The sequence below is a fragment of the Nocardiopsis sp. iso_25 genome (assembly GCF_056173305.1).
This window is the reverse complement of record NZ_CM149667.1, coordinates 5,905,300-5,927,800: the sequence shown is the minus strand read 5'-3', so window position 1 is coordinate 5,927,800 and position 22,501 is coordinate 5,905,300. Positions and strand designations below refer to the sequence as shown.

Annotated in this window: 20 protein-coding genes; 10 read left to right on the top strand and 10 right to left on the bottom strand. The window is 72.9% G+C overall.

Features of this window, described 5'->3' with window-relative positions; translation table 11 throughout:
- Positions 1 to 287: 287 nt before the first annotated feature.
- Positions 288 to 1,316, bottom strand: a complete 1,029-nt coding sequence (locus tag AC0VX6_RS25535) for a GntR family transcriptional regulator (RefSeq protein WP_475466426.1) — start codon at positions 1,314 to 1,316, stop codon at positions 288 to 290.
- 288 nt (positions 1,317 to 1,604) lie between these two features.
- On the opposite strand from AC0VX6_RS25535, the gene AC0VX6_RS25530 reads away from it, so the two are divergent.
- The gene (locus tag AC0VX6_RS25530) at positions 1,605 to 2,777 is read left to right on the top strand and encodes a DUF418 domain-containing protein (RefSeq protein WP_475466424.1); all 1,173 of its coding nucleotides are present in this window, start codon (positions 1,605 to 1,607) and stop codon (positions 2,775 to 2,777) included.
- A 93-nt stretch (positions 2,778 to 2,870) separates the two neighbouring features.
- Here AC0VX6_RS25530 and AC0VX6_RS25525 read toward each other — a convergent pair whose 3' ends face one another.
- Positions 2,871 to 3,455, bottom strand: coding sequence for a hypothetical protein (locus tag AC0VX6_RS25525; RefSeq protein WP_475466422.1), 585 nt, complete (start codon positions 3,453 to 3,455; stop codon positions 2,871 to 2,873).
- A gap of 245 nt (positions 3,456 to 3,700) precedes the next feature.
- On the opposite strand from AC0VX6_RS25525, the gene AC0VX6_RS25520 reads away from it, so the two are divergent.
- Positions 3,701 to 4,309, top strand: a complete 609-nt coding sequence (locus tag AC0VX6_RS25520; protein WP_475466420.1) for a TetR/AcrR family transcriptional regulator — start codon at positions 3,701 to 3,703, stop codon at positions 4,307 to 4,309.
- A gap of 217 nt (positions 4,310 to 4,526) precedes the next feature.
- Here the strand turns inward: AC0VX6_RS25520 and AC0VX6_RS25515 are convergent, their stop codons facing one another.
- A complete protein-coding gene (locus AC0VX6_RS25515) occupies positions 4,527 to 4,991 on the bottom strand; it encodes a PACE efflux transporter (protein ID WP_475483705.1) in 465 nt (154 codons plus the stop codon).
- Between the two features lie 99 nt (positions 4,992 to 5,090).
- Between AC0VX6_RS25515 and AC0VX6_RS25510 the strand changes: the two genes are divergently transcribed.
- The 3 genes from AC0VX6_RS25510 (at position 5,091) to AC0VX6_RS25500 (ending at position 8,336) form a co-directional block, all read left to right on the top strand.
- Entirely contained in the window at positions 5,091 to 5,978 is an 888-nt protein-coding gene (locus AC0VX6_RS25510; protein WP_475466415.1) for a LysR family transcriptional regulator, read from the top strand.
- A 171-nt stretch (positions 5,979 to 6,149) separates the two neighbouring features.
- A complete protein-coding gene (locus tag AC0VX6_RS25505) occupies positions 6,150 to 8,003 on the top strand; it encodes a hypothetical protein (RefSeq protein WP_475466413.1) in 1,854 nt (617 codons plus the stop codon).
- A gap of 108 nt (positions 8,004 to 8,111) precedes the next feature.
- On the top strand, positions 8,112 to 8,336 hold the full coding sequence (locus AC0VX6_RS25500) for a hypothetical protein (protein WP_475466411.1): 225 nt from the start codon (positions 8,112 to 8,114) through the stop codon (positions 8,334 to 8,336).
- Positions 8,337 to 8,399: 63 nt separating this feature from the next.
- Here AC0VX6_RS25500 and AC0VX6_RS25495 read toward each other — a convergent pair whose 3' ends face one another.
- Positions 8,400 to 8,654 carry a hypothetical protein gene (locus tag AC0VX6_RS25495; RefSeq protein WP_475466410.1) on the bottom strand — a complete coding sequence of 85 codons (255 nt, stop codon included), beginning with the start codon at positions 8,652 to 8,654 and terminating at the stop codon, positions 8,400 to 8,402.
- Positions 8,655 to 8,761: 107 nt separating this feature from the next.
- Positions 8,762 to 9,376, bottom strand: a complete 615-nt coding sequence (locus AC0VX6_RS25490) for a TetR/AcrR family transcriptional regulator (protein WP_274975015.1) — start codon at positions 9,374 to 9,376, stop codon at positions 8,762 to 8,764.
- A gap of 141 nt (positions 9,377 to 9,517) precedes the next feature.
- On the opposite strand from AC0VX6_RS25490, the gene AC0VX6_RS25485 reads away from it, so the two are divergent.
- A complete protein-coding gene (locus tag AC0VX6_RS25485; protein WP_475466408.1) occupies positions 9,518 to 10,150 on the top strand; it encodes an FMN-dependent NADH-azoreductase in 633 nt (210 codons plus the stop codon).
- Between the two features lie 131 nt (positions 10,151 to 10,281).
- Here the strand turns inward: AC0VX6_RS25485 and AC0VX6_RS25480 are convergent, their stop codons facing one another.
- A complete protein-coding gene (locus AC0VX6_RS25480) occupies positions 10,282 to 11,175 on the bottom strand; it encodes a CPBP family intramembrane glutamic endopeptidase (RefSeq protein ID WP_475466406.1) in 894 nt (297 codons plus the stop codon).
- A gap of 39 nt (positions 11,176 to 11,214) precedes the next feature.
- On the opposite strand from AC0VX6_RS25480, the gene AC0VX6_RS25475 reads away from it, so the two are divergent.
- Together AC0VX6_RS25475 and AC0VX6_RS25470 are read left to right on the top strand one after the other, a co-directional pair.
- Positions 11,215 to 11,898, top strand: a complete 684-nt coding sequence (locus AC0VX6_RS25475) for a TetR/AcrR family transcriptional regulator C-terminal domain-containing protein (RefSeq protein WP_475466405.1) — start codon at positions 11,215 to 11,217, stop codon at positions 11,896 to 11,898.
- Positions 11,899 to 12,068: 170 nt separating this feature from the next.
- Complete coding sequence (locus AC0VX6_RS25470) at positions 12,069 to 12,983, top strand: MerR family transcriptional regulator (RefSeq protein ID WP_475469442.1); 915 nt, start codon at positions 12,069 to 12,071, stop codon at positions 12,981 to 12,983.
- A gap of 180 nt (positions 12,984 to 13,163) precedes the next feature.
- Here the strand turns inward: AC0VX6_RS25470 and AC0VX6_RS25465 are convergent, their stop codons facing one another.
- Positions 13,164 to 13,715 carry a lytic polysaccharide monooxygenase auxiliary activity family 9 protein gene (locus AC0VX6_RS25465; protein ID WP_274975011.1) on the bottom strand — a complete coding sequence of 184 codons (552 nt, stop codon included), beginning with the start codon at positions 13,713 to 13,715 and terminating at the stop codon, positions 13,164 to 13,166.
- A 769-nt stretch (positions 13,716 to 14,484) separates the two neighbouring features.
- Here AC0VX6_RS25465 and betT point away from each other — a divergent pair.
- On the top strand, positions 14,485 to 16,665 hold the full coding sequence (betT, locus tag AC0VX6_RS25460) for a choline BCCT transporter BetT (protein ID WP_475466402.1): 2,181 nt from the start codon (positions 14,485 to 14,487) through the stop codon (positions 16,663 to 16,665).
- 327 nt (positions 16,666 to 16,992) lie between these two features.
- Complete coding sequence (locus AC0VX6_RS25455) at positions 16,993 to 19,203, top strand: discoidin domain-containing protein (RefSeq protein WP_475466400.1); 2,211 nt, start codon at positions 16,993 to 16,995, stop codon at positions 19,201 to 19,203.
- Between the two features lie 181 nt (positions 19,204 to 19,384).
- Here AC0VX6_RS25455 and AC0VX6_RS25450 read toward each other — a convergent pair whose 3' ends face one another.
- The 3 genes from AC0VX6_RS25450 to AC0VX6_RS25440 are packed head-to-tail and all read right to left on the bottom strand — an operon-like array spanning position 19,385 to position 22,349.
- Positions 19,385 to 20,404 carry an ABC transporter substrate-binding protein gene (locus AC0VX6_RS25450; protein WP_475466398.1) on the bottom strand — a complete coding sequence of 340 codons (1,020 nt, stop codon included), beginning with the start codon at positions 20,402 to 20,404 and terminating at the stop codon, positions 19,385 to 19,387.
- Positions 20,401 to 21,189, bottom strand: coding sequence for an ABC transporter ATP-binding protein (locus AC0VX6_RS25445; protein WP_475466396.1), 789 nt, complete (start codon positions 21,187 to 21,189; stop codon positions 20,401 to 20,403). The genes AC0VX6_RS25450 and AC0VX6_RS25445 overlap by 4 nt, the downstream gene beginning before the upstream one ends.
- Positions 21,189 to 22,349: a FecCD family ABC transporter permease gene (locus tag AC0VX6_RS25440; protein ID WP_475466395.1), complete on the bottom strand. Its 1,161-nt coding sequence runs from the start codon at positions 22,347 to 22,349 to the stop codon at positions 21,189 to 21,191. Before AC0VX6_RS25440 ends, AC0VX6_RS25445 begins: the two co-directional genes overlap by 1 nt.
- Between the last annotated feature and the right edge of the window lie 152 nt (positions 22,350 to 22,501).

Here is a 22,501-nt window from a genome sequence, read left to right as displayed (position 1 = left end):
GCGGCTCCACAGCGGCCGCGTCACCGACGTCATGGCGCTGCTGTGCGTCTGCTGATCTGAGAGGTTGGTGCCGCGGAAGGCGGGAGGGCCGCCGATCGCGTTGTGGAACCGGTGGTGATTGTAGTGATGCCGCCACCTCGGAACGCCTCCGGTTCCCCTCGTCGGCCGGGTCGCCGCCGCGGGCCGGGCGGAAGTGGTCGTCCACGGTGTCGCACAGGTAGGAATCCCCCGTGCTCAGGTGTACCCCGTGGCGCGCGCGGGACGCCCGTCGGGACCCCTTCGCGGGCTCACCGGGTTGTGCCCGTCGGAGCCGCAGGGCCCCCGTCCGCGGGTCGGCCTCCCGATTCGATCAGCGGCGCGAGCCCGTCCAGCAGGTGTTTCATGCCGAGGCCGAAGATCGCGTGCACGTCGGTCGGCCCCGAGACGCTGAACGTCAGGGGGAACCTGCCCTGCTCGGCGATCCGCAGGAACTCCTCGCCCCTGGACCTCCACCAGTGTTCGGCGTCCATCCCGGCCTCGTACCCCTCCACCACCGCGCGCGTGCCCTGGAGGGCCATGCCGGAGGTGTAGGCGGACACGAAGGTGAGGATCGCCATGGCCTCGTCCGGTGAGCGCCCCTGGCCGGTGATCACCCGCATCATCCACTCGGCGTTCTGCACCAGCCCGGGCGACTGGACCGCTCCGGCGAGCGGGGTCAGCTGGACGGCCCAGGGGTGCTCCCGGTAGATGCCCCACTCCGTCAGCAGCGCCAGTTCGAGCGCCTCGCGCCAGTCTGCGGGCGGCGGATCGGGCAGGGCGTGCTCGGTGTAGACCTGGTCGATCATCGCCGTCACCAGCGCGTCCTTGTTCGCGACGTGGCGGTACAGGGCCATGGTGCTCACCCCCAGCTGGGTGGCGACCCTGCGCATGGACAGGCCGTCGATCCCCTCGGCGTCGGCGATGGTGATCGCGGCCCGGACGATGGCCTCCCGGGCGAGGCCGCCGGTCTCGGCGGCCGGACGGTGGCTTCCCGGGTCTTCCGTCCGCGCCGGACGCGGGCGTTCCCGCTGCTGCGGCTTCTGCGGCTCCGGTGCGGAGACCGGCGCGCCGCGCACGAGGGTCCCCACTCCGCGCACCGCCTCGACCAGACCCTCCTGGCGCAGGGCGGCCAGCGCCTTGGTGGCGGTGGCCATGGCCACCCCCCACTCGCGCATGATCTCCCGGGTGGAGGGCACCCGTTCGCCCGGTCGCAACTCCCCGGAGCCGATGCGCGCGCGGATGTCGGTGACGACCCGCGCGTAGGGCGGCAGTTCCTTTTTTCCGGTCGTGGACACCACGGACCCCTTCCGCTCCTGTCGCGCTACTCCGAGCGTACTAGTGCACGACGGGGTCCAGGCTGCCTCGTCGAAGGTGCTGGGGTGGCCCGGGGGAGCCCCTTTCGATCCCTGGTGCACTAGGCATGTGCACTAGTGCTGTTGGTCTTAAAGCTGCACTTTGAAGGGTTTGCGGCAAGGGGTGTGCTGTGTATACGTTGTACGCGCAGTGCGTCGCTCCGACGTGCGCCCCGGTGGGCGCCTCGGCGCGTACGCCGTCCATCGGAGCCCACGGCCCTTTCGGAGGCCACCATGTCCCACACGTCCACCCCAGAGCCCCGCACGGCTCCGGCCCCCGACCACCCGCTCCCGCTCGACCGCCGCTCCCTGGCCCCGGACCTGGCCCGCGGCGTCATGCTGCTGTTCATCGCGCTCGCCCACACGCACCTGTTCACCGTGTTCATCGGCGGCCCGCAGGGCGCTCCCAATCCCGCCGACCAGCTCACCACCGCCGCCACGGTCATGTTCGTCGACCTGCGCAGCTACCCCATGTTCGCGGCCCTGTTCGGGTACGGCCTGGCCCAGATCCACCGCCGCCGCGGCGAACAGGGGCAGGACTGGCCCCGGACACGCGGCCTGCTGTGCCGACGCGGCCTGTGGATGGTCGCCTTCGGGCTGGCGCACACGGTGCTGCTCTTCCCCGCGGACATCCTGGCCGTCTACGGCCTGGTGACGCTGGCCCTGGTGGGCGTCCTGCGGTTGCGCGACCGGACCCTGGTGGTCCTGGCGGCGGCCTGGCTGCCCGTGGCCGCGGCCGTGCACGCCCTGATCGCCGCCGAGGACACCGTGACGGGACAGGGCATGCCGCTGATGCCCGACGGGTTCGCGGACGAACTCCTCTTCCGGGTGACCCTGTTCTCGGTCCTGGCCGTGGTGATGTTCGCCAGCACGCTCGTCCCGTTCCTGATCGGTGTCCTGGCGGCCCGGCACCGGATCCTGGAGCGGCCCCACGAGCACCTGCGACTGCTGCGCGCGACCGCGTTCGCGGGTATCCCCCTGGCGGCGCTGGGCGGCCTCCCCCTGGCCCTGGACAAGGCGGAGGTGTGGACCGGAGCCACGACCGGGGACCTCGTCGCCGCCACGGCACTGCACCAGGTGAGCGGCTACGCGGGCGCGCTGGGCTACGCCGCGCTCATCGCCCTGGTCGCGGTCCGCCTCACGGGTCGGCAGGGGCCGGTGACCGATGCCCTGGCCGCGCTCGGACAGCGCTCCATGACCTTCTACCTGGCCCAGTCCGTGGCCTGGGCCGTGCTGTTCTCCTCCTACACGCTCGACCTGCACATGACGTCGCCCGCCGTCGGCGCGGGCGTCGCGGTGGCCGTGTGGCTGGCCACGGTGCTGCTCGCCGACCTCATGCGCCGCCGGGGCGTGCGCGGACCCGCCGAGGTGGCGCTGCGCCGCCTCACCTACGGGCCGTCGCGCTGAACCGTCCGGCCCTCCCGGACGGGGCCGGTCGGCGGATTCCTTCCTCCGACCGGCCCCCCAGCGGTGCTGACGACTCCGGAGGCGGCCGTCGTGTCAGGCCGACTTCCCGGCGACGCGGTGCAGGCGGATCGCGGAGACCAGGAAGAAGATCCCGCCCAGGGTGGCGTAACCGGCGAGGCTGGTCAGCGGGGCGTCCGGGGCTCCGCTCTGCATGAGGAACCCCGCACCGGCGAACGTGGAGATGCCGCCGCTGAGGATCATCGCCCACTGGCCGCCGAGCCTGTAGCGGATGAGGGCGACGATGAGCTGCACGGCCCCGGCGGTGATCGCCCACACGCCCCACACGGCCAGCACGGCCGAGGAACCGGAGGCGGCGGCGAGGCCCAGGCCGACGGCGGTGAGCAGGCTCAGCGCCATGTTGGCGTACAGCCCCGCGGTCGGCCGCGCCGCCGCGGACCTGCGGAAGTCGACCACGGCGGCGGCGAGGTCGAACAGCGGGTAGAGCACCAGCAGGGCGATGCTGACGGGCGTGAGCGAGGAGGCGGTCAGGGCGAGCAGAGCCGCCCAGACGACGGCGAACCCGAAGCGGACGTAGTACAGGTTCCGCAGTCCGCGGGCGATGCCGATCCTGTCGGTGCTGTCGGTGCTGTCGGTGTTGGCGCTGGTCGCGGTGGTCATGGGGTGCTCTTTCGCTGAGTGGCCCCGGTGGTCCGGGGCCGGTGTCCGGTCCGGGTGCGTCGCTCGTGTCCCCACCGTGCGCGGTCGCGGGGTCCGGCCATGGAGTGGCCGGTCTCGGGCGGGGCGCGCGGTCGGACACGGGAACGGCTCCCTAGGTAGAATGACTAGTAACTCTACTTAGTGGCGAGTGTAGGCGCGGGGACGCCGGTCCACAAGCCCGCGGAGGAGCTCATATGATTCCGCCCATGGCCAATCCCATGCGTGAACGCCTGTTGGAGGCGGCGACCGAGCTGTTCTACGCACACGGCCTGCGCGCGGTGAGCGTCGACAAGGTCATCGACGGCGCCGCCACGACGAAGGTGACGTTCTACCGCCACTTCAAGAGCAAGGACGACCTCATCGTCGCCTACCTCGAACGCCGCGCCGCGCTCGAACGCGAGGGGGTCGACGCGGCCATCGCACGCGGCGAAGGCGACGTGGACACGACGTTGGGGCTCATCGCGGAGCAGGTCGGGATCATGGCCTGCGCGCCCGGGTTCCGCGGCTGCCCGTTCATCAACGCCGCCGCCGAGTACCCGGACCCGGACAGCCCCGTGCGGCGGACGGTCGACGCGCACCGCCGCTGGTGCCGGGGGGCCTTCGAACGGCTCGCCGCGCCGCTGGGCCACAGGGAGGCGGGCGACGTCGCCGACGACCTGATGCTGCTCCGCGACGGCGCGATGGTCGCCGGATACCTCGACGAACCGGCGGCCGTGGCCGCCTCCTTCCTGCGCAGCGGCCGTGCGGTCACCGGTGTCGCCGCACCCGGCGGCGCGTCCGACGGCGAGTCCGGTTTCGCGGGGCCGGTCGTCTAGGCCGCAGTTCGCGGTCGGGCCGTGACGTCGAACGGCCGCGGGCGGAGCCGTCGAGCGTGCGCGTGGCCGCCCGCCCTGCCGAGGAGCCGCCCGCTCCGGTCCGGTCGCTCAAACGCCGGACGGCGCCGCGCGATCGGGGGCCGCACCGTCCCGGGCGGCCCGCCGGGCGGAGGCCACCGGTACGGGTTCCGCGGGCGCGCGTTCGACGGCGCGTGCCTCAGTCAGAACGCCCGGAACCGACCGGCTCCTCCTGCTGAACCTCGTTCACCGCCGAGCTGGGAACGCCGAAGATCCTGTCGAAGGCCCAGTTGTAAGCGAAGGTGTAGAACGGGATGTAGACGATGAAGACCAGGTCCAGCACGAACGCCTGCAACAGCGTGATCTCCAGCCACCACGCGATGAGCGGGATCAGGAAGCACACCAGGGTCAGCTGGAACCCCACCGCGTGCAGGACGCGCCGGCGCACGGTGCGCGTGCGGTCGCGCTGGCGCCGCTCCCACGCCTCGAACAGGTAGTTGAAGACCAGGTTCCACACCGTCGCCACGCAGGTGATCATGAGCGCCAAGGGCCCGGTGGTGGCCGGTGACTCGCCCGTCAACAGCGTCATCACCGCGGTGCCCACCGCGAGCCCCAGAATCTCGTATCCGCCCACGTAGACCAGCTTGCGCTTCACACCTTGCACAGCACACACACTCCCGTTCCGTCGGTCAACGGGGGAAGACGTTATATTCAGGGCTACTGAACAGAAAAGTCAGGTCCCTTCAGAAAAGCTGACAATTGTATGGCTCTCTCCAGTGACGGCATCGAGCTGTTCCTGGCCGTGGTCGACCACGGCTCCTTCTCCGGCGCGGCCCGCGCGCTGCGCCGGGTGCCCTCCGCCGTGAGCATGGGCATCGCCAACATCGAGGCCGAACTCGGCTACCCCCTGTTCGACCGGTCGCGCCGCGAGGCGGTGCCCACCCCGCGGGCCCTGGCACTGGTGCCCCACGCACGGTCCGTCGCCAGCAGGCTGCGGCTGTTGCAGGTCCACGCCGTGGAGCTGTCGCGGGACCTGGAGAGCACACTCACCGTCGCCGTGGCCGCCGGTGTGCCGGACCGGGACCTGCTGGACGCCCTGGCCCGGGTCGGTGCTCGCTACCCCCTGCTGCGGGTGAACCTGCTCCGGGCGCCCCAGGACGGGGTCCGGGAGATGCTGCACCGGGAGCGGGCCGACCTGGCGCTGCTGGCCGCGGCCCCGGACGTGGACCGGGAGGAGGTCTTCACCAACGTGACCGACGAGGTCTTCGTGGCGGTGGTCTCGGCCACCGCGGACACCCCCGGCCTGCCCGCCGACCTGCGGCGCCTGGAGGACCTCGGCGCCAGCCGCCAGATCGTGGTCGCCGGTCCCGACGACGCGGTCGCCGATCGTCGGCTCCTGGTATCCGACGCCCGGTGGCACGTGGACTCGGTGGAGGCCGCGCTGGGGCTCGTGGAACGCGGCGCGGGATGGGCCAACCTGCCCTTGGGGGAGGTGCGGGAGGCGGTCGCGGCCGGGAGGGTGAGGGTGCTGGAGTTCGTCAACCTCAAGAACGGGTTGGCGATGCCGGTGCACCTGATGTGGCTGCGCAGGAGGCCGCTGCGCCGGGCCGCGGGGGAGGTCGTCGCGCTGATGAGCCGCGACCACCGCTGACCGGCCGGAGCAGGACTCGGCATTGGGCGGCTGACCTCCGCGCCCGCCCCTGTGCCCAGTCGCCCGACCGCACGGCTCCTGCGGTGTCCCACCCGCCGTGAGCACGCCGGAACAGGATTCCTAGACTGCCCTGGCCGGATGTGGGCGGGACGCGGACGGGGTGGGGAATCGGTGGGCGGGCGACTCAGGGACGTACTCGGCTGGAGCGGCATCGCGGTGCTCGCCGGTGCCCTGGTCCTCACCGTTCCCAGGATCGTGGGTTTCTCCGGGCACGAGGTGGCCTACGGGCAGAGCCTGTCGCTCCCGGTGTGGGCGGCTCTGGTCCTCGCTTTCGGGGTGGGCGCGCTCTCGCTCGCCTCCTCCGCGTACGCCTCCGCCGACCCTCCCGAAAAGCCGGGTGTCACGGGCGTGCTGACGCGTGCCGCGGTCGTCCTCGCCGGACTGGCCTTGGTGTGGGCGGCCTTCCCCACCCGGCACCTGGTTCCGGCCGTCCGCAACGACGGCTACCGGATGTTCCCCGACGCGGTGACCGCGCTGTGGATCGGAGTCTGCCTCGTCGTCCTGGGCCTGGTGCTGCTCCTGGCGTTCTCGGGCCCCGTCCTGCCGTTGCGCCGCTGGAAGCGCCTGCTCACCGGCCTCGTGGCGGGTGCCCTGGCGGTGGTCCTGGTCTGGGTGCTGACCCCCGCTCTGACCCGAGCCCTCACGGTCGACCACACCGTGGCCGGGGCGGCCGGTGAACCCGCACCGGTTCCGGACACGGTGAGCCGGGTGGGGTGGAGTTGGCAGCCCGAGCATCCCGTGCTGGGCGTGGAACGCGGGCCGCGCGGACCGGTCGTGCGCTACGCCGACGGTTTCACGGCCCTGGACGGGGTCACCGGCGAGGAGCTGTGGACCTACCGGCTGCCCTACGCGCGGCAGGTGCGGACCGGGGTGTTCGCGGGGCAGGAGCGGTACGCCTACCTGCTGCATGTGGCCGAGGCCCAGCCCGAGCCCGAGACCCGGACGATGGTCGTGCTGGACGCCGGAACAGGCGAGGTGGTCCGCGACGCGCCCATGCCCGAGTTGGTACGGGAGGGTGGGGAGGACTCGCTGAACATTCTCCATCTCACTCCGGACGTGCGTGTCGCCCTCGTTCCCGGGCAGGGCGGTCCCGCGGTGGTCGCCCACGCCACGGACTCCACCGAACGCCTCTGGGAGTTCCCGCTGCGGGACGAACCCGAGGGCCGCATGTGCCGATGGGCCGACAACGGCGGGATCCGCGGACACGGTGACCGGGTGTTGGTGGCCCGTCTGTGCCTGGACCGGCCGGACGTGGTGGAGGAGTACCTCAACGCCACCCTCGCGGACATGGACGTGCCCGAGGACGCGGTGGAGAGCGTGATCGCACTCGACAGCGCCACTGGAGAGCAGGTGTGGCGCCACGACTGGGCCCCGCAGGACCTGCTCATCGCCGGTCCGCCCGGCGTGAGCGGGCCCCGGGAGGGGAGCGCGGGAGAACCCGTGGCCGTGACCCGCGGCGGAGTGTTCGCCCTGGCTGACGGCGCCCCCGTCCAAGCCCGCCCCCGAACCCCGGAAGGAGCCGACGACCGCCTGCTGGCGATCGACACCGAGGGCGCCGTGGTGGTGCGCGACCGGGAGGACGACGCACCCGCTCTGCTCCTGCGTACCGACGCCGACGGCGAGGTCGTCGAGCGCACACGGGTCGACCGGGACCCGGACCTGTGGTGGGACATGGGACGGGCGCAGGTGCTGGGTGCGGCGCTGGCCGTGCCCCACATCGATGGCGACGACGCCGGACACCAGGTCAGGGCTCTGTCCGTCCGGCCTCTGGAGGGCGGGGAGACACCCGAGGGCGCGTGGACGCGCGTCGGCTTCGACGGTGAGCGCGTGCCGGAACCCACCGAGTCCTGGCAGAGCGAGGTCGAACACCGCGTCCTGGTCGTCCCCGGCGCGGTGGTGTCCTACCTGGCCGACCCGAACGAGCCCGGGTTCGACCCCGCGCCCCTGCACGGTCTGGTGCCCTGACCTCCCAGGCTTTCCGTGCGCGGGCGGACCCGGCTGGACGGCCGGGGACGGGTCCAACCGGCGGTGCCTTTCCCCGCCGCCTGGTCGGGTCACGGGCTCCGTCGGCGCATGACATCCGTCGACCACGCGCTGCTCAACACGCTCACCTTCCTCTTCGCCATCGCCCTGCACACCGACATCGGCGCTTACATCGCCGACCGGTCGGCGGGCGCGGGGTCGCCCGTCCTGCTCGTGCCCACCGTCACCGTCGCCGTGATCGCGCTCGTGGTGTGCCTGCGTACGCGCCGGACGGGACCGGCCCTGACCCCCGAGCCCGCCCGGGCGCACCCGTAGGCGACCGGGCGCCGCGCGGGGTCGGCGCCCGGTCCCAGCGGCGGCGGCCCGCGTTCCCCGCGCCTACCGGCCGGTGCTCCCGGGCCGTCGCCTCGGCAGGGGCCACCGCTGGGCCGCCCCTTCCTGAACGGGCTCCGCGCCGACCGGCTCCGGGGCGTCGGCCTGTTGCGGCCACGGCTTCGTCCGCGTGCCCAGCCAGTGGGCGGCACCGGCCGGGCCGGAGTGGGTCAGGGCCGCGCGGATCGCCTCCAGGGAGCCGCCGGTGCGGCCGGAGCCGGAGAAGGCCGGGGTCGTGTGTCGCCGCTGGTCATCGTTCATGTGGACCATCGTCCGACCGGTATCCGGTATCGCATGGAATCGTCCGCCCGGGTCCAGCCGGACGCCCGGCCCGGGTGGGTCCCAACCGTGAGGCGAGGAGCGGCCGGTCAGTCCCCGAGGAGGCGTTCGACCAGGAACCGCCAGCCGTCGATCAGGGGGTTGGGCGCGTCCGGCTCCGGAGGGGCGGCGACCTCGTCCGTCGACATGTACAGCACCAGGGGCCCCTCCAGTGCGGCGGTCAGCTGTACGGAGAGGCCGTACAGCCGGTCCGCGGGCAGGCCGGCCAGGCCCAGGAGCATGCGGATGTGGGGCTGGGTCATACCGACCGCGCCCGCCGGTACCGGCAGGGAGCGGTCCACGGCGGCCCGGGCGGTCGCGTGGTGCTCCAGCAGGAAGGGGATGCGGGCGCACCCGTAGGCGATCAGGCGCTCGGCGGGGTCGGCGCCCGGTCCCAGCGGCGGCGGTCCGGACAGCACCTGTTCCTGGAAGCGGCGCTCGGCGTCTTCGAGCAGGGCCACGAAGATGCCCGCGCGACTGCCGAAGCGGCGGAAGACGGTGCCCTTGCCCAGTCCCGCGCGTTCGGCGAGGCCGTCCATGGTCACCTGCCGTGTTCCGTGTTCGGCGATCATCGCGCGGGCTGTCTCCAGCAGGCGTTCGCGGTTGCGCGCGGCGTCCGCGCGTTCGCCGCGCTCCTTCCCGAAGGGCACCAGGGGCGAAGTCACACGGACAATCTACCCCGGGAACACTAAGCGGGGTAAAGTCCGTTTATAGTGGTGCGTGGGTCACCCGGACAGCTGGACCGTCCGGCCGTGTGGCCGTGCTCCGCATACCGCGAACCCGAACACCCTTGGGGGAAGAGTCCGATGAACCTGTTCCGTCTGGACGCCAGCATCCTGCCGACCGTCTCCTGCAGCGCCGAGATCGCCGACCGGGTCGAGGCCGAATGGACCGCCGCCCACCCGCAGGGCGCCGTCAACCGCCGCCACCTGGGCACCGACCCGCTGCCCGCCGACGCCTGGGCGCTGGCCACCATCGGCTCCGGCACGGACGAGGCCGACCGCACCCCCGAACAGGTCCGGGCCCTGGCCCTGGCGGCCGAACTGGCCGCCGAACTCCAGGAGGCCGACGCGGTGGTCCTGGCCGTGCCGCTGTACAACTTCGGCGTCTCCCAGCACTTCAAGGCTTGGGCCGACCTGGTCATCGCGGGCGCGGGCCCCGCCAACCCGCTGCTGAAGGACACCCCCACCGTGCTGGCCACCACCCTGGGCGGCGGCTACGGCCCCGGCACCCCCCGCGAGGGTTGGGACCACTCCACCCCTTACCTGGAGCGCGTCGTCGGCGACATCTGGCAGGCCGACCTGACCGTCATCAAGCGCGAACTCACCCTGGCCGCGACCACGCCGGGCATGGAGCCCCTCAAGGACCTCGCCCAGCAGGAGCACGACCGGGCCCTGGCCAGCGCCGACGAGGTCGGCCGGGTGCTCGCCGCGCGCTGACGGCCCCCGGTCGTCACCGACTGCCCCAACACCGAGCCCGCCCGGGGCCGCCGACCACGTGATCCGTGTTCTCGGCGGCCCCGGGCGGCGTTCGTCCGGGTTCCTGAGGTGTGCTGGGACTCCCGTCGGCGCTAACCCCGGGGGCGGTCGGAACGGCGCAGTCCCAGGCGGCCGCGGGTGCAGACCGCGAGGAGCACCGCGAGCAGGGCGACCATGGCGACCTCGGGCGCGCTCGCCGGGTCGCCCACGGCCACGGCCTTGACGCCCGAGACGACGTTGATCGCGGCGTGGGTGATGATCGCGGCGAGCACGCCGCCGCGGGCGGAGTTGAAGACGTGGCCGAGGATCACCGTGAACCCGACGCAGAGCAGGGCGTAGGCGGGGAAGTACATCTGCGACTGGAGCGTGCCGGGCATGGCGAACAGGGGAGCGTGCCACATCGCCCAGACCGCGCCGAGCAGGACGTTCGCGGCCAGCGGGGAGAGCACGCCCTGGAGGCGGGGCAGCGCGAAGCCCCTCCACCCCAGTTCCTCGTTGCCGCCGCCGACCAGCGCGATGACCAGGAATTGGACGGGCAGGGTCGGCAGCGCCGCCAACAGCTGGGCCTCGTCCAGGGTCGACTGGCCCAGGTACACCTGGAGCGCCGCGGAGCCCGCGAGGGCCAGGACCATCAGCACGGTGATGACGTAGGGCATGACGCCGCCCCTGCGCCGGAGCGAGTGCCGCCGGAAGAGCGCGCCCACGCCCTTGCGGCCCTGCGTGGCCGCGGTGACGACGGCCGCGGCCACCATCGGCCCGAAGCTGCCGACGATCACGGCGGGCATCGGGTCGGCGCCGCCGAGCAGGCGGGTGCCGAGCCACCAGGCGGTCCAGGAGAAGGCGAAGGCGATCACGAGGAAGGCGGTGAGGCCGCGGGGGTCGGTGACCGTCGTACGGGACTGGTCGGGGGCCTCGGCGTGGAACTCGGAGGGGGCGAAGGTCTGGGGGCTCGTGAGGGAGCTGTCGGTAGCCATGCCGAGCAACATACACTGTTGGAGAGAAACCTACAACGTATGATTCCTAGTATGCTGTCGGACATGGCAACTCCAGGATCCGACCAGCAGTTCGACAGCGTCTTTCACCGCCCGCAGCGCCGTCGCCGGTCCCAGCCCGCCCTCAGCCGCGAACGCATCGTCGCCGCGACGATCGACCTGCTCGACCGCGAGGGGGCGTCCGCGCTGACCATGCGCAAGGTCGCCGCCGAGCTCGGGGTGCACGCCACCAGCCTGTACTGGTACGTGGAACGCCGGGAGGACCTGGTGGACCTGGCCGTGGACGAGGTCCTGGCCGGGGCCGCCTCCGTGCCGCCGCCCCCGGGCGCCCCCTGGGACGAGGCGCTCAAGGAGACCGCCCTGCGGTTCTACGCTGCCCTGACCGCGCACACCTGGGCCGCCGAGTTCGCGGGCTCCCGGCCGCTGATCGGCCCGAACGCCGTCGCCCTGTCGAGGCGCATCATCGAGGCGCTGGGGGAGTACGGAGGGGACGGGGAGGCGCAGGCGGTCGCCATCCGGGCGGTGTCGAACCAGATCCTCGGCGCGGCCACCTCCGCCGTCGCCATGCGCGCGATGAAGTCCGACCGCGAGCAGGAGCACGAGGAGGCCGTCGCCGCCGCGGTGTCGGAGGCGGACGCCCTGGCCGTGGAGAACACCTACTTCGACCAGACGATGGACCTGATCCTGGCGGGCATCAGGGCGCGGCGCGATGCTTAGGTGACCGCGAACGGTCGCCGGAGCGGGGACACCCCCCGCGTGCCGTCCGCTCGGTATCCGGCCGCGTTCCCCGGCAGCGGCACGGGGCGGTGCGCGGGGTTGCATCTTCCGTAGCGGCATGTGGTCTGGTGGACCCACGTCCCGCTCCCCTGAGGAAAGCCACCCTGCTCATGCCCCTGTCCTTCACACCGCCCCGCCAGGTCAAGATCGGTGACGCGGCGGCCTTCGTCGGCAGCACGCCACGGGCGATCCGCCACTACCACGAGATCGGCCTGCTCCCCGAGCCCGAGCGGGGCGCCGACGGCCGCCGCCGCTACGGGTACGAGGACATGATCCGCCTGCTGTGGATCCGCAGGATGGCCGACGCCGGGATCGCCCTGGACGACATCCGCGACTCCTTCACCACCGGTACGGCTTCCGCCGACGCCGACGCTGACGCCGTGGGCGCAGACGGTATCGCGGGCATCCTGGAGCGGTTGGAGGAGAGCCTGGCCGAGCAGGAGGCGGAACTGCGGCGGCAGCGGACCGCCGTGCAACGGATGCGCACCGAAGGCAGCCGGATGGGCCTGCTCTCCGACTTCGTCACCGAACGCCTCAAGAGCCTGCCCGAGGGCTCCCTGCACCAGGCGGACCTGGATGATCTGCTGGTCACCGAGCGGGTCTTCGGCCCGCTCGGCGCGGCCGTCCGGGCCGGCCGCTTCATCGCGCTGGCCACGCATCCCGCTCTGCGGGAGGAGTCCGACCGCCTCAATGACGCCGAGGAGGCACTCGACGACAGCGTCGCCGTCGATGATCCACGGGTGGCTCGGGTGGCCGCCGAACGGCACGCCTTCGAAGGCGCCCTGCACGCCGTCATCGAGGAGTCGGGCCTGGAGGAGGAGGACGACGCCCTCTTCGACGCCTGGGACGCTCTGCACCCCGCTCCCGCCGATGACGGGGCCGGTTCCGGCTCCTGCAGGCGGGAGCCGGGCTCCATGAGCGCGTTCGAAGCCTTCGGCAAGATGCCCTACGACTTCTCCCCGGCCCGGCAGCGCTGTATGGAACTGGCCGAGGAGCTGTCCGTCCGGGACTGGTCCGCCAACTGAGACACGGCCCGGACGCCGGTCCGGGGGTGCAGAGCCCGCCACCGGGCCCGGGACGGGGGCCACCACCGGTTCTGGGCCGCCCGCCGGGACCGGGGGAACGCGGCCCGCCCGGGCCCGACGGATCGCACGGCGTTCGCGCCGCCTCCGCCGGGCCGGGCGGGCCCACCGGCCGTCGGGCCGCTAAGCGCGGATGTTGATGTCCACGCAGGCGTAGAAGGCGTTACCGGTGTCGGCGACGTTCCACCTGGCCAGCAGCGTGTGCCGTCCGCTGTACCCCGACAGGTCCACGGTGTGGCTGAACGACCACGGCGGACGGGCGCCGTGGTCGTTGAACACGGCCACCCGGTGGTTGCCGATGAAGTACTCCCAGGTGGAGGTGGAGTGCGCGGCCGTGATGGTCCACTCGAACGTCTGGACGCGGCCGACGTCGGTCACCCGCCAGCCCCGGCTGTCGTCGTTCAGCTCGGCGAAGCGGCCGACGCCGCCGTTGCACTGCATGAGCCCCTTGGGGCCCTCGACGCTCTGCGGCTCCCACTGGATGCCGCCGCACTGGACGATGCCCGCGGCGCACTGGGCCTGGCGGCTCATCGGGTTGGAGATGTAGCCGTGGGCGCTGGCCGTGCCCGCGGGCATGAGGCCGAAGAAGAGGGTGGTGGCGGCGGCCAGCGCCGCCGCGGTGCGGAGCCGGTGCCGGTTGCGGGGGCGGGGGGTGTCGTACTTGCGGTTCAGCATGTGCGGGTCCTTCGTCATGGATCGCGTCCCGGCGCGCAGGGCCGGGACGGTAGCGGGAATCCGTCGGGGGAGGCCCGGGCCGGTACCTGCCCGGGGCGAAGGTGAGCGCTCGCGACTGCGGAGGGAGGGCCGCGGGCGTCGAGTCCCTGAGGACGCGGCGCCCGGTGTCCCTCTGGAACAGGGGTTTCCCGCTCGGGGAGGCCGGTAAGCGGGCCGTGACGAGGAGACGGGTCCCCGGGCCGGGGCGGGGCGCGGGGGCCGACCGGACCGGCCGCAGGACCGGTCGGGGCCGTTCGCCGTGCGGTACGGGAGGGGTCACCGGACACGGAGGGACGGGAGCTGGAAGGACCCGGCCCCGCCGCGCGTGTGGTCCGCACCGGCCGGAGGTGGACCAATCCCGGCGCGGCGGGGAGGCGGCATTAGACCTCACCTGGAGGCCACTGTTTCCTTCCCTCTCCTTCCTTTTCCCTTCCCGGAACCGAGTCCTCCCACGGTTTTCGGAACCGGGTTCGGCCCGGGCCCCGGTCCTGTCCACCGCCTCCGGCCTGCGCCCCGATCGCCGCCGACGCCCCCGGTCGGCCGTCCGCCCGCCGCCGCGACCGCGCACACCGCCGCGCCACGCCGCCGTTCATGGGGTTCCCGACCCCAGGCGGGCGATCCGTGAAGATGGCGCGGTGGACTTCCGAAACCGGTGATCCGGTGAGCCGCCTCCCCCCGGCGCCGTCCCCGGGGAGCCGCTTCCGGTACCGCACGAACGAGAGGTGAAACGGTGGCCACCGACGGAGGGCAGCACCGTCCGGACCGCGAACCGGAACCGGGAGTCGTACCGGACCCGGAGACCGGACCGGAGCCGGGAACCGGACCGCAGACCACCGAGGAGGCGGAGCACGGCCCGAGCCGCCTCAAACCGGTCGTGTTCTACGGCTCGTCCGTGCTGATCGTCGCGCTCTCGGTCTGGGCGATCGCCGCGCCCGCGCACGCCGGGAACACCATCGGCGCCGTCGTGACGTGGATCTCCGAGGTGTTCGGCTGGTACTACTTCCTCGCCACCACCCTCTACCTCGGGTTCGTGGTGGTCATCGCGCTCTCCCGCTACGGCAGGGTCAAGCTCGGCCCCCAGCACTCCAAGCCGGACTACGGGGTGTTCGCGTGGGCGGCCATGCTGTTCGCGGCGGGCATCGGCATCGACCTGCTGTTCTTCTCCGTCTCCGGGCCGGTCAGCCACTACCTGGCGCCGCCCGAGGGCGACGCGCAGACCGTCGAGGCTGCCCGCCAGGCCGTGGTGTGGACGCTCTTCCACTACGGCGTGACCGGGTGGGCGATGTACGCGCTGATGGGCATGGCCCTGGGCTACTTCTCCTTCCGCTACCACCTGCCCCTGGCCATCCGCTCGGCCCTGTACCCGCTGATCGGCAGGCGCATCCACGGCCCGGTCGGCGACGCGGTCGACCTGGCGGCCGTCATCGGCACCATCTTCGGCATCTCCGTGTCGCTCGGCATCGGCGTCGTACAGCTCAACTACGGGCTCAACTTCCTCTTCGGCATCCCCGAGGGCGTCGCGGCCCAGCTCGGCCTGATCATCATCGCCGTGCTCGTGGCCACGATGTCGGCGGTGGCGGGCGTGGACCGGGGCATCCGGCGGCTGTCCGAGATCAACGTCGTGCTCGCCGTCGTCCTGATGCTGTACGTGCTGGTCTTCGAGGACCCCCTCTACCTGCTCAACGCCCTCGTCCTCAACATCGGCGACTACCTCAGCCGCTTCCCCTCCATGACGCTGAACACCTTCGCCTACGACCCGCCGACCGACTGGCTCAACGCCTGGACGCTGTTCTTCTGGGCCTGGTGGATCGCCTGGGCGCCGTTCGTGGGGATGTTCCTGGCCCGGATCTCGCGCGGCCGCACCATCCGGCAGTTCGTGGCGGCGACGCTGGTGGTCCCGCTCCTGTTCACGCTGACCTTCCTGTCCTTCTTCGGCAACAGCGCGCTCAGCGTCGTGCGCGGGGGCGGAGCCGCGTTCGGCGAGGCCGCCATGAACCAGCCCGAACAGGGCTTCTACACGCTGCTCGCGCAGTACCCGGGCGTCCTGTTCAGCGCCGGGCTCGCCACGGTCGTCGGACTGCTCTTCTACGTCACCTCCGCCGACTCCGGCGCGCTGGTGATGGGCAACCTCAGCTCCCACCTGCCGACGCCGCTCACCGACGCCTCCCCGTGGCTGCGCGTCTTCTGGTCGGCGGCGACCGGCCTGCTCACCCTCGCCATGCTCCTGGTCGGCGGGGTGGACACGCTGACCAGCGCGACCATCATCATGGGCCTGCCGTTCTCGTTCGTGATGTTCGTGATCATGTGGGGCCTGTTCAAGGCGCTGCGGGTCGAGAAGTTCCGCAAGGACGCCTTCCGGACCACCCTGTCCTCGTCGCTGTCGGACCGGACCGCGGGCGACCGGCGCGGGCCCGAGCGCAACTGGCGGCAGCGGGTCAGGCGGGCGGTGAGCTTCCCGGGCAGGCGGGCGGCCGAGCGGTTCGTCCGGGACGTGTGCCGTCCGGCGTTCCGGGAGGTCGCCGAGGAGCTGCGCGAACAGGGCGCGGAGGCGTCGGTGAGCGAGGGGGTGGACGAGGCCGTCGGCATCGCCTACCTGGAGCTGCGGGCGCCGATGGGCGAGGAGGAGGAGTTCAGCTACCGGGTGTGGCCGATGGAGGTGCCCACCCCCGCGTTCGCCATGCGCTCGCTGGCCGAGCACGACACCTACGTGCGCTTCGAGGTCTACCTCACCGAGGGCAGCCAGGGCTACGACGTGATGGGCTACACCAAGGAGCAGCTCATCGGCAACATCCTCGACGAGTACGAGCGGCACCTGGAGTTCCTGCGGCTGCACCGGGAGGCGACCTCGGGCTCCGCGCTTCCCGACCACGGGCCGGGCACCGCCGACGTCCAGGACACCGAGGAGCGCTGAGGGCGTTCGCCGGCGGGTACCGGATCCGGTCCGGCCGGAAGCGTCGCCGGTGTGACACAGCTGGTGTGACACAGCCGGTGTGACACAGCCGGTGTGACGCGAGGGTTTCGACCTGCGGTGATCCTGTGCCTGTAGCGAGTCCGGGCGGTCGGACCCCGCCACAGGCGCGGGACCACGACGGACGGGGCGCGCCGCGCGGCTGAAGGCGGTGCCCGGGAGGCGTCCGAGGGACATCCGAAATGTCGGGCCGCACGCGTAGCCTCTTCGCGGATCCGCGGGCGGCGCCCCCGGCCGCCCTCCCCGAACCCCCTCACCGTAGGAGCTTTTATGCACGAGCACCCGACCGTCCGCGTCTTCCGCACCGAGCGGCAGCGGGCCGAGACGGGGGAGTGGTCGTCCGACCACCGGCTGGTGGTCGGTTTCGAACCCGGCGGGGCCGTGCCGCTGGCCCAGCTCGGCTGGCGCGACCTCGACGGCGCGGAGGCGGTGGCCGGGTTCGATCCCGGCATGACCACGTTCACCGGCACGCGGACCACCGCGGACGGCGCGTCCCACGCCTGGCGGGGACGGCTGGTGGAGCGGCTCACCGACCGCCCCGTCCACAGGTTCGCCGTCGAGGGCGCGGACGGGGAGGAGGAGCTGCGGCTGCTCATCGAGGACGGCGGCTCCCCGGCCGCGCGGATCACCTGGGCCGACCGCGAGGGCGGCGGCGGTGCGGTCGCCCTGCGCACCATCGACCTGGCGGAGGCCGGGAGCGGGCAGGAGGCCACCGGCGGGGTGCGCGAGGTGCGGGCGGGCAACGAGCACGCGCGTGCGGGCGAGGTCGCCGCCAACCTCCTCGACGACACCTCCTCCAAGTGGCTGAGCTGGCGCGACGCCGACTGGCTGGAGTTCACCATGGCCGAGCCCGTCAGCGTCCGGCACTACGTCCTGGTCTCGGCCAACGACTTCGCCGACCGCGACCCCCGGAACTGGACGCTCAAGGGTTCGGCGGACGGCCGGACCTGGGTCGTGCTCGACACCCGCTCCGACGAGTTCTTCCCCGGCCGCCACCACGCCCGCGACTTCCACGTCACCGACCCGGCGGCGGACACCCCCTACCGGCACCTGCGGCTGGAGATCACCGGCAACTGCGGCGGCTCCGAGATCCAGCTCAACCGGGTGCGCTTCTTCTCCGAGGGGCGCACCTACGAGGCGTTCGACGGACACCGCTACACGGCGGGCGGCGCGCCCTCCCCGTACGGGGGGATCGTGCGCGACCTGTCGGCCCGCGTCCCGGCCACCGCCGAGCAGTGGCGGGACTACCTGTCCGGGTACAGCGCGGACATGCTGCGGGTCCTGACCGAGGACGAACTCCCCGGGACCACCGCGCGGCAGCGCGCCGCCTCCTGGCTGGGGGGCGACGGCGCACCCGAGGAGCGGATCGCGGAGCTGGAGGAGCGGCTCGGCAGGCGGCTGCCGCCCGGATACCGCGCCTTCCTGGAGGCCTCCGACGGCTGGGGGCCCGCGAGCACGTTCGTGTACGGCCTGCGCTCCACCGCCACCGTCGGCTGGGCGGCCGACCTGGAGGACGAGTGCGGTGCGGACGAGTCCCCCGCGACGGGGGAGGACGGGCCCGTCGGACCGCTGCTGCTGGTCTCGGCCGAAGGGGACGCCCAGGACTGGGTGCTGGACGCGGGCGACGTCTCCCCCGACGGTGAGTGGGCCGCCTACACCTGGTCGAGCTGGTACCCCGGCCCGGGGGAGCGCCACCGCTCCTTCGCCGACCTCGTGGCCGCCGAACGCGCCTCGTTCGAGGAGCTGCTCGGTGCGGAGGGGCGCCCGGTACACCCGGAGGGAGCGCTCGAACTCCTGGCCCGGGGCCGCCGTGCCGCGTTGGAGGGCCGGGTGGAGGAGGCGCTGAACGCCCTGCGCCGGGCCAAGGAGAAGGGATCGGGCGCCGCCGCCTACCTCGAAGTCGTCCTCGCGGCCTTCCTCAACATGCGGGGGACGCACCACAGGCTGCGCGGCCTGCTGCACCGCCCCCACGTGGTCGCAGAGGTCGGCACCGGGCGCATCGAGGCCGAGGCGGTGCCGCTCTACCTGCACAGCGCCGGTCTGGACACCCCCGGAGGCGCGGCCTACGCCGAACGCGCCCTGGCCGGGGCCGTGCCCGGCCTCGACCTTCCCTCCGGCGAGGCCGAACGGCGGGAGTGGTTGGCCTCCCGCCGGCTGCCGGAGCCGCCCGCCTTCGAGCGCGCCCTCGACACGGCCCGCGAGCTGGCCGCCAGAGGCGCCGCCGACGAGGCCTGGGCCGCCATCGAGGGGGCCCTGCCCGGGTGGTACCCGCTGGAGCCGAACCGGATCGCCCCGGTGGTCCTGCTCACCGACCCCGCGCTCCGCGCGGTGGTCACCCCGGCCCGCGCCCGTGAGGCGGTGTTCACCCCGCGCGGCCTCCCGGCCGCAGCCGGGGAGGCGGTGCGCCGGACCGAGAGCGCAGACGGGCCCGCCGCGCCCGGGGACTCCGGCCGGGCCCCGGCCCGCCGCGACGCGCGCTGACCGATGCGTGCCCGCCCGTGCCGTTCCCGGGCGCGGGGGTCCTCCGGACGGTCCGCGTAGACCGATGCGTGCCCGCCCGCGCCGTTGGCAGGCGCGGAGGTCTTCCGGCTGGTTCCCGTAGACCGATGCGTGCCCGCCCGCGCCGTCCCGGGACAGGGGGAGCGGCGCGGGCGGGCGCGGATCAGCCCTGTTCCAGCTCGCGCAGGTACTCGGCGAACTTCTCCAGGCCGTCGATGTTGCGCGGACCGGAGATGCCCTCGTTGTAGTCCAGGACGAAGAAGTTCTCCTCGACCACCGCCGGGACCTCCGACATCGCGGGGAAGGAGCTGAGGAAGTCGATCTTCTCCTGCGCGGGCTGGTCGCCGTAGTCGAGGATGATGATGACCTCCGGCTCGGCCTCCACCACCGCCTCCCAGCCGACCTGGGTCCAGCGCTCGTCGAGGTCGGCGAAGATGTTCTCCCCGCCCGCGTGGCTGATGATGTCGTTGGGCGGGACCTGGCTGCCCGCGGTGAAGGGCTGGTCGGTGCCCGAGTCGTAGAGGAACACGGGGACCGGGTCGCCGGCGGGGGCCTGCTCCTCCACGGCGGTCACCCGCGCCCGGTAGTCGGTGACGAGCTCCTCGGCGCGGTCCTCGACCCCGAAGATCTTCCCCAGCCGCTCCAGGTCGGTGTACAGGCCCTCGAACGGGGCGGCCTCCTCGGGGTGCCCCGGGTAGTTGAAGCAGGACTCGGTGTGCATGAAGCTCTGGATGCCGAGCCCGTCCAGGATCTCGGGGGTGATGCCCCGCTCCTCGCTGAACCCGGAGTTCCACCCGGCGACGACGAGGTCGGCCCCGGCGTCCACGACCAGTTCCCGGTTGAGCAGGTCGTCGCTGAGGAACTCCACCTTGGCGTACTCCTCAGCCCAGGGCGACTCCTCCACCGGCGGGTTGGCGGGGGGCATCACGTACCCGTGCACGTGGTCGGTGAGTCCGAGGGCGAACAGCTTGTCGGCGCTCCCGGCCTCGTAGGCGACGGCCCGCTGCGGGGTGGTGTACTCCACCTCCTCGCCGCAGCGCTGCACGGTGACCGTGCCCGCGGCCGAGGCCTCCTGCCCTTCCTCGACCTGGGCTCCGCACCCGGCGACCAGGACGGCCACGGCGGTCAGGGGGAGCAGTGAGCGGTGGGACGCGCGGGTCCCGAGGGGTGTCCGGTGTGTCACTGGAGGCCTTTCTCGACGGCGGGGAGCAGCCGGTACAGCAGCTGGGGGTCCCCGGTCAGGGGATGGGGGACGACGGAGGCCTCGATACCGAAGACCTCCAGGAGCAGGGCGGGGGTCAGGACCCGGTCGGGAGTGCCCGCGGCCACCAATCGGCCCTCCTGGAGCACGCCGATCCGGTCGCAGGCCGCCGCAGCCAGGTTGAGGTCGTGCAGGACCACCAGGACGGTCAGCCCCGAGTCCCGCAGCAGGGACAGCAGCGCGATCTGGTGGCGGATGTCCAGGTGGTTGGTGGGCTCGTCCAGGACCAGCACGCTGGGCTCCTGGACCAGGGCGCGGGCCACCAGCACCCGCTGGCGCTCGCCCCCGGACAGCTCCATGACGCCCCTGTGGGCCAGGTGGGCCACCTCCAGGCGCTCCATGGCCCGGCGGCACAGCTCCCGCTCGCGCGCGTCGAGCGGCTGGTTGCCGCGCAGGTGCGGGGCGCGCCCCAGGGCGACGACCTCCTCCACCGTGAAGTCGAGGTCGGTGCCGCTCTCCTGGGTCAGGGCGGCCACCCGCTGCGCGTTCTGGCGCAGGCTCAGGGAGGACAGGTCCTCGTCCCCGACCCACACCGTCCCGCCGCTGGGGCGCAGCGCCCGGTAGACGCAGCGCAGGGCCGTGGACTTGCCCGAGCCGTTGGGGCCCACGAGCCCCACGACCTGCCCCTCGGGCACGTCCAGGGAGAGGTCCTGCACGATTTTTGCGCCGCCGAGTTCGACGGACAGCCCGTCCAGGCGCAGGTCCATCATCGTCCTCCGAACAGGTAGCCGCGGCGGCGCATCAGGCCGAGGAAGACCGGTACGCCGATCAGGGCGGTGATGACGCCCAGGGGGAGTTCGCGCGGGGCCACCACCACGCGGGAGAAGAGGTCCACCCAGACCATGAGGACCGCGCCCAGCAGCGGGGCGACGGTGAGCACGCGCCGGTGGTCGGCGCCCACCGCGATCCGCACGATGTGCGGGATGACCAGGCCGACGAAGCCGATCGCGCCGCTGACGGCGACCATGGCCCCGGTCATGACCGCAGTCACCGCGAACAGGACCTTGCGCTGCCGCGCCGCGTCCACGCCCAGGCTCGCCGAGGTCTCGTCGCCCAGGGCCAGCACGTCGAGCGGGCGCGCGAGGCCGCGCAGCACGAGGATGCCCAGGACCACCACGACGGCCACCACGGGCAGGGAGCTCCAGGTGGCCGCGCCGAAGCTCCCCATGGTCCAGAAGAGCACGGTGGCGGTGGCCTCGCTGCTCGGCGCCAGGTAGACGATCACGCTCATCACGGCCTGGAAGCCGAAGGAGAGCGCCACCCCGGTGAGCACCAGGCGCAGGGGGGTGACCCCCGTGGGGGAGCGGGCGACGAGGTGGACGAGCAGCGTCGCGCCCAGCGCGCCCAGGAAGGCTCCGGCGGAGACCGCGTGGATGCCGAGCGCGGACAGCGCGCCCAGCACGCTGACCAGCACCGCGCCGACGGAGGCGCCGGAGGAGACGCCCAGGATGTAGGGGTCGGCGAGGGCGTTGCGGACCATGGCCTGGACGGCCACGCCCACGACCCCCAGACCGGCCCCGACGACGGCGGCGAGCAGGACCCGGGGGGTGCGGATCTGCCAGATGATCTGGTAGCGGACCACCTCGTCGGCCTGGATCACGCCCCCGCTCAGGGCCGCCCACAGGTAGCGCACCGTCTCGGCCGGTGGGACCACCGCCGAGCCCAGGCCGATGGCCAGCACCGCGGAGACCGCGAGGAAGACGCCGAGGGCGACCGCGGCGGTGGCCGTGCCCGCCCGTGTGGCCAGCCATCTGACCCCGGCCGGGCCGGTCCGCCCCGACGCAACGCTCTCGGACGCCGTGCCGTCGGATACCGCGCCGTCGGGCGCCGGGCGCGTACCGCCGGGCGGGAGGGACACGTGCCGCACCTGGTTTCTCCTCCCGCTGGGTCAGCAAAAACGATAATGGTTTTCATATTAGGGCAAAGTCGGTTCCGTCGGAACGGCCGGGAGCGGATGTGTGGACAACGCGGCCGCTTTGGCCGGAACCGGTCTGGGTGTGCGCGCGGGGCCGACCGCCG

Excerpts from the sequence above, each read along its gene's own strand:
- AC0VX6_RS25530 (WP_475466424.1), top strand. The coding sequence starts at position 1,605 with ATGTCCCACACGTCCACCCCAGAGCCCCGCACGGCTCCGGCCCCCGAC.
- AC0VX6_RS25525 (WP_475466422.1), bottom strand. The coding sequence starts at position 3,455 with ATGACCACCGCGACCAGCGCCAACACCGACAGCACCGACAGCACCGAC.
- AC0VX6_RS25520 (WP_475466420.1), top strand. The coding sequence starts at position 3,701 with ATGGCCAATCCCATGCGTGAACGCCTGTTGGAGGCGGCGACCGAGCTG.
- AC0VX6_RS25510 (WP_475466415.1), top strand. The coding sequence starts at position 5,091 with ATGGCTCTCTCCAGTGACGGCATCGAGCTGTTCCTGGCCGTGGTCGAC.
- AC0VX6_RS25500 (WP_475466411.1), top strand. The coding sequence starts at position 8,112 with ATGACATCCGTCGACCACGCGCTGCTCAACACGCTCACCTTCCTCTTC.
- AC0VX6_RS25495 (WP_475466410.1), bottom strand. The coding sequence starts at position 8,654 with ATGAACGATGACCAGCGGCGACACACGACCCCGGCCTTCTCCGGCTCC.
- AC0VX6_RS25485 (WP_475466408.1), top strand. The coding sequence starts at position 9,518 with ATGAACCTGTTCCGTCTGGACGCCAGCATCCTGCCGACCGTCTCCTGC.
- AC0VX6_RS25480 (WP_475466406.1), bottom strand. The coding sequence starts at position 11,175 with ATGTTGCTCGGCATGGCTACCGACAGCTCCCTCACGAGCCCCCAGACC.
- AC0VX6_RS25475 (WP_475466405.1), top strand. The coding sequence starts at position 11,215 with ATGCTGTCGGACATGGCAACTCCAGGATCCGACCAGCAGTTCGACAGC.
- AC0VX6_RS25470 (WP_475469442.1), top strand. The coding sequence starts at position 12,069 with ATGCCCCTGTCCTTCACACCGCCCCGCCAGGTCAAGATCGGTGACGCG.
- AC0VX6_RS25465 (WP_274975011.1), bottom strand. The coding sequence starts at position 13,715 with ATGCTGAACCGCAAGTACGACACCCCCCGCCCCCGCAACCGGCACCGG.
- AC0VX6_RS25455 (WP_475466400.1), top strand. The coding sequence starts at position 16,993 with ATGCACGAGCACCCGACCGTCCGCGTCTTCCGCACCGAGCGGCAGCGG.
- AC0VX6_RS25445 (WP_475466396.1), bottom strand. The coding sequence starts at position 21,189 with ATGGACCTGCGCCTGGACGGGCTGTCCGTCGAACTCGGCGGCGCAAAA.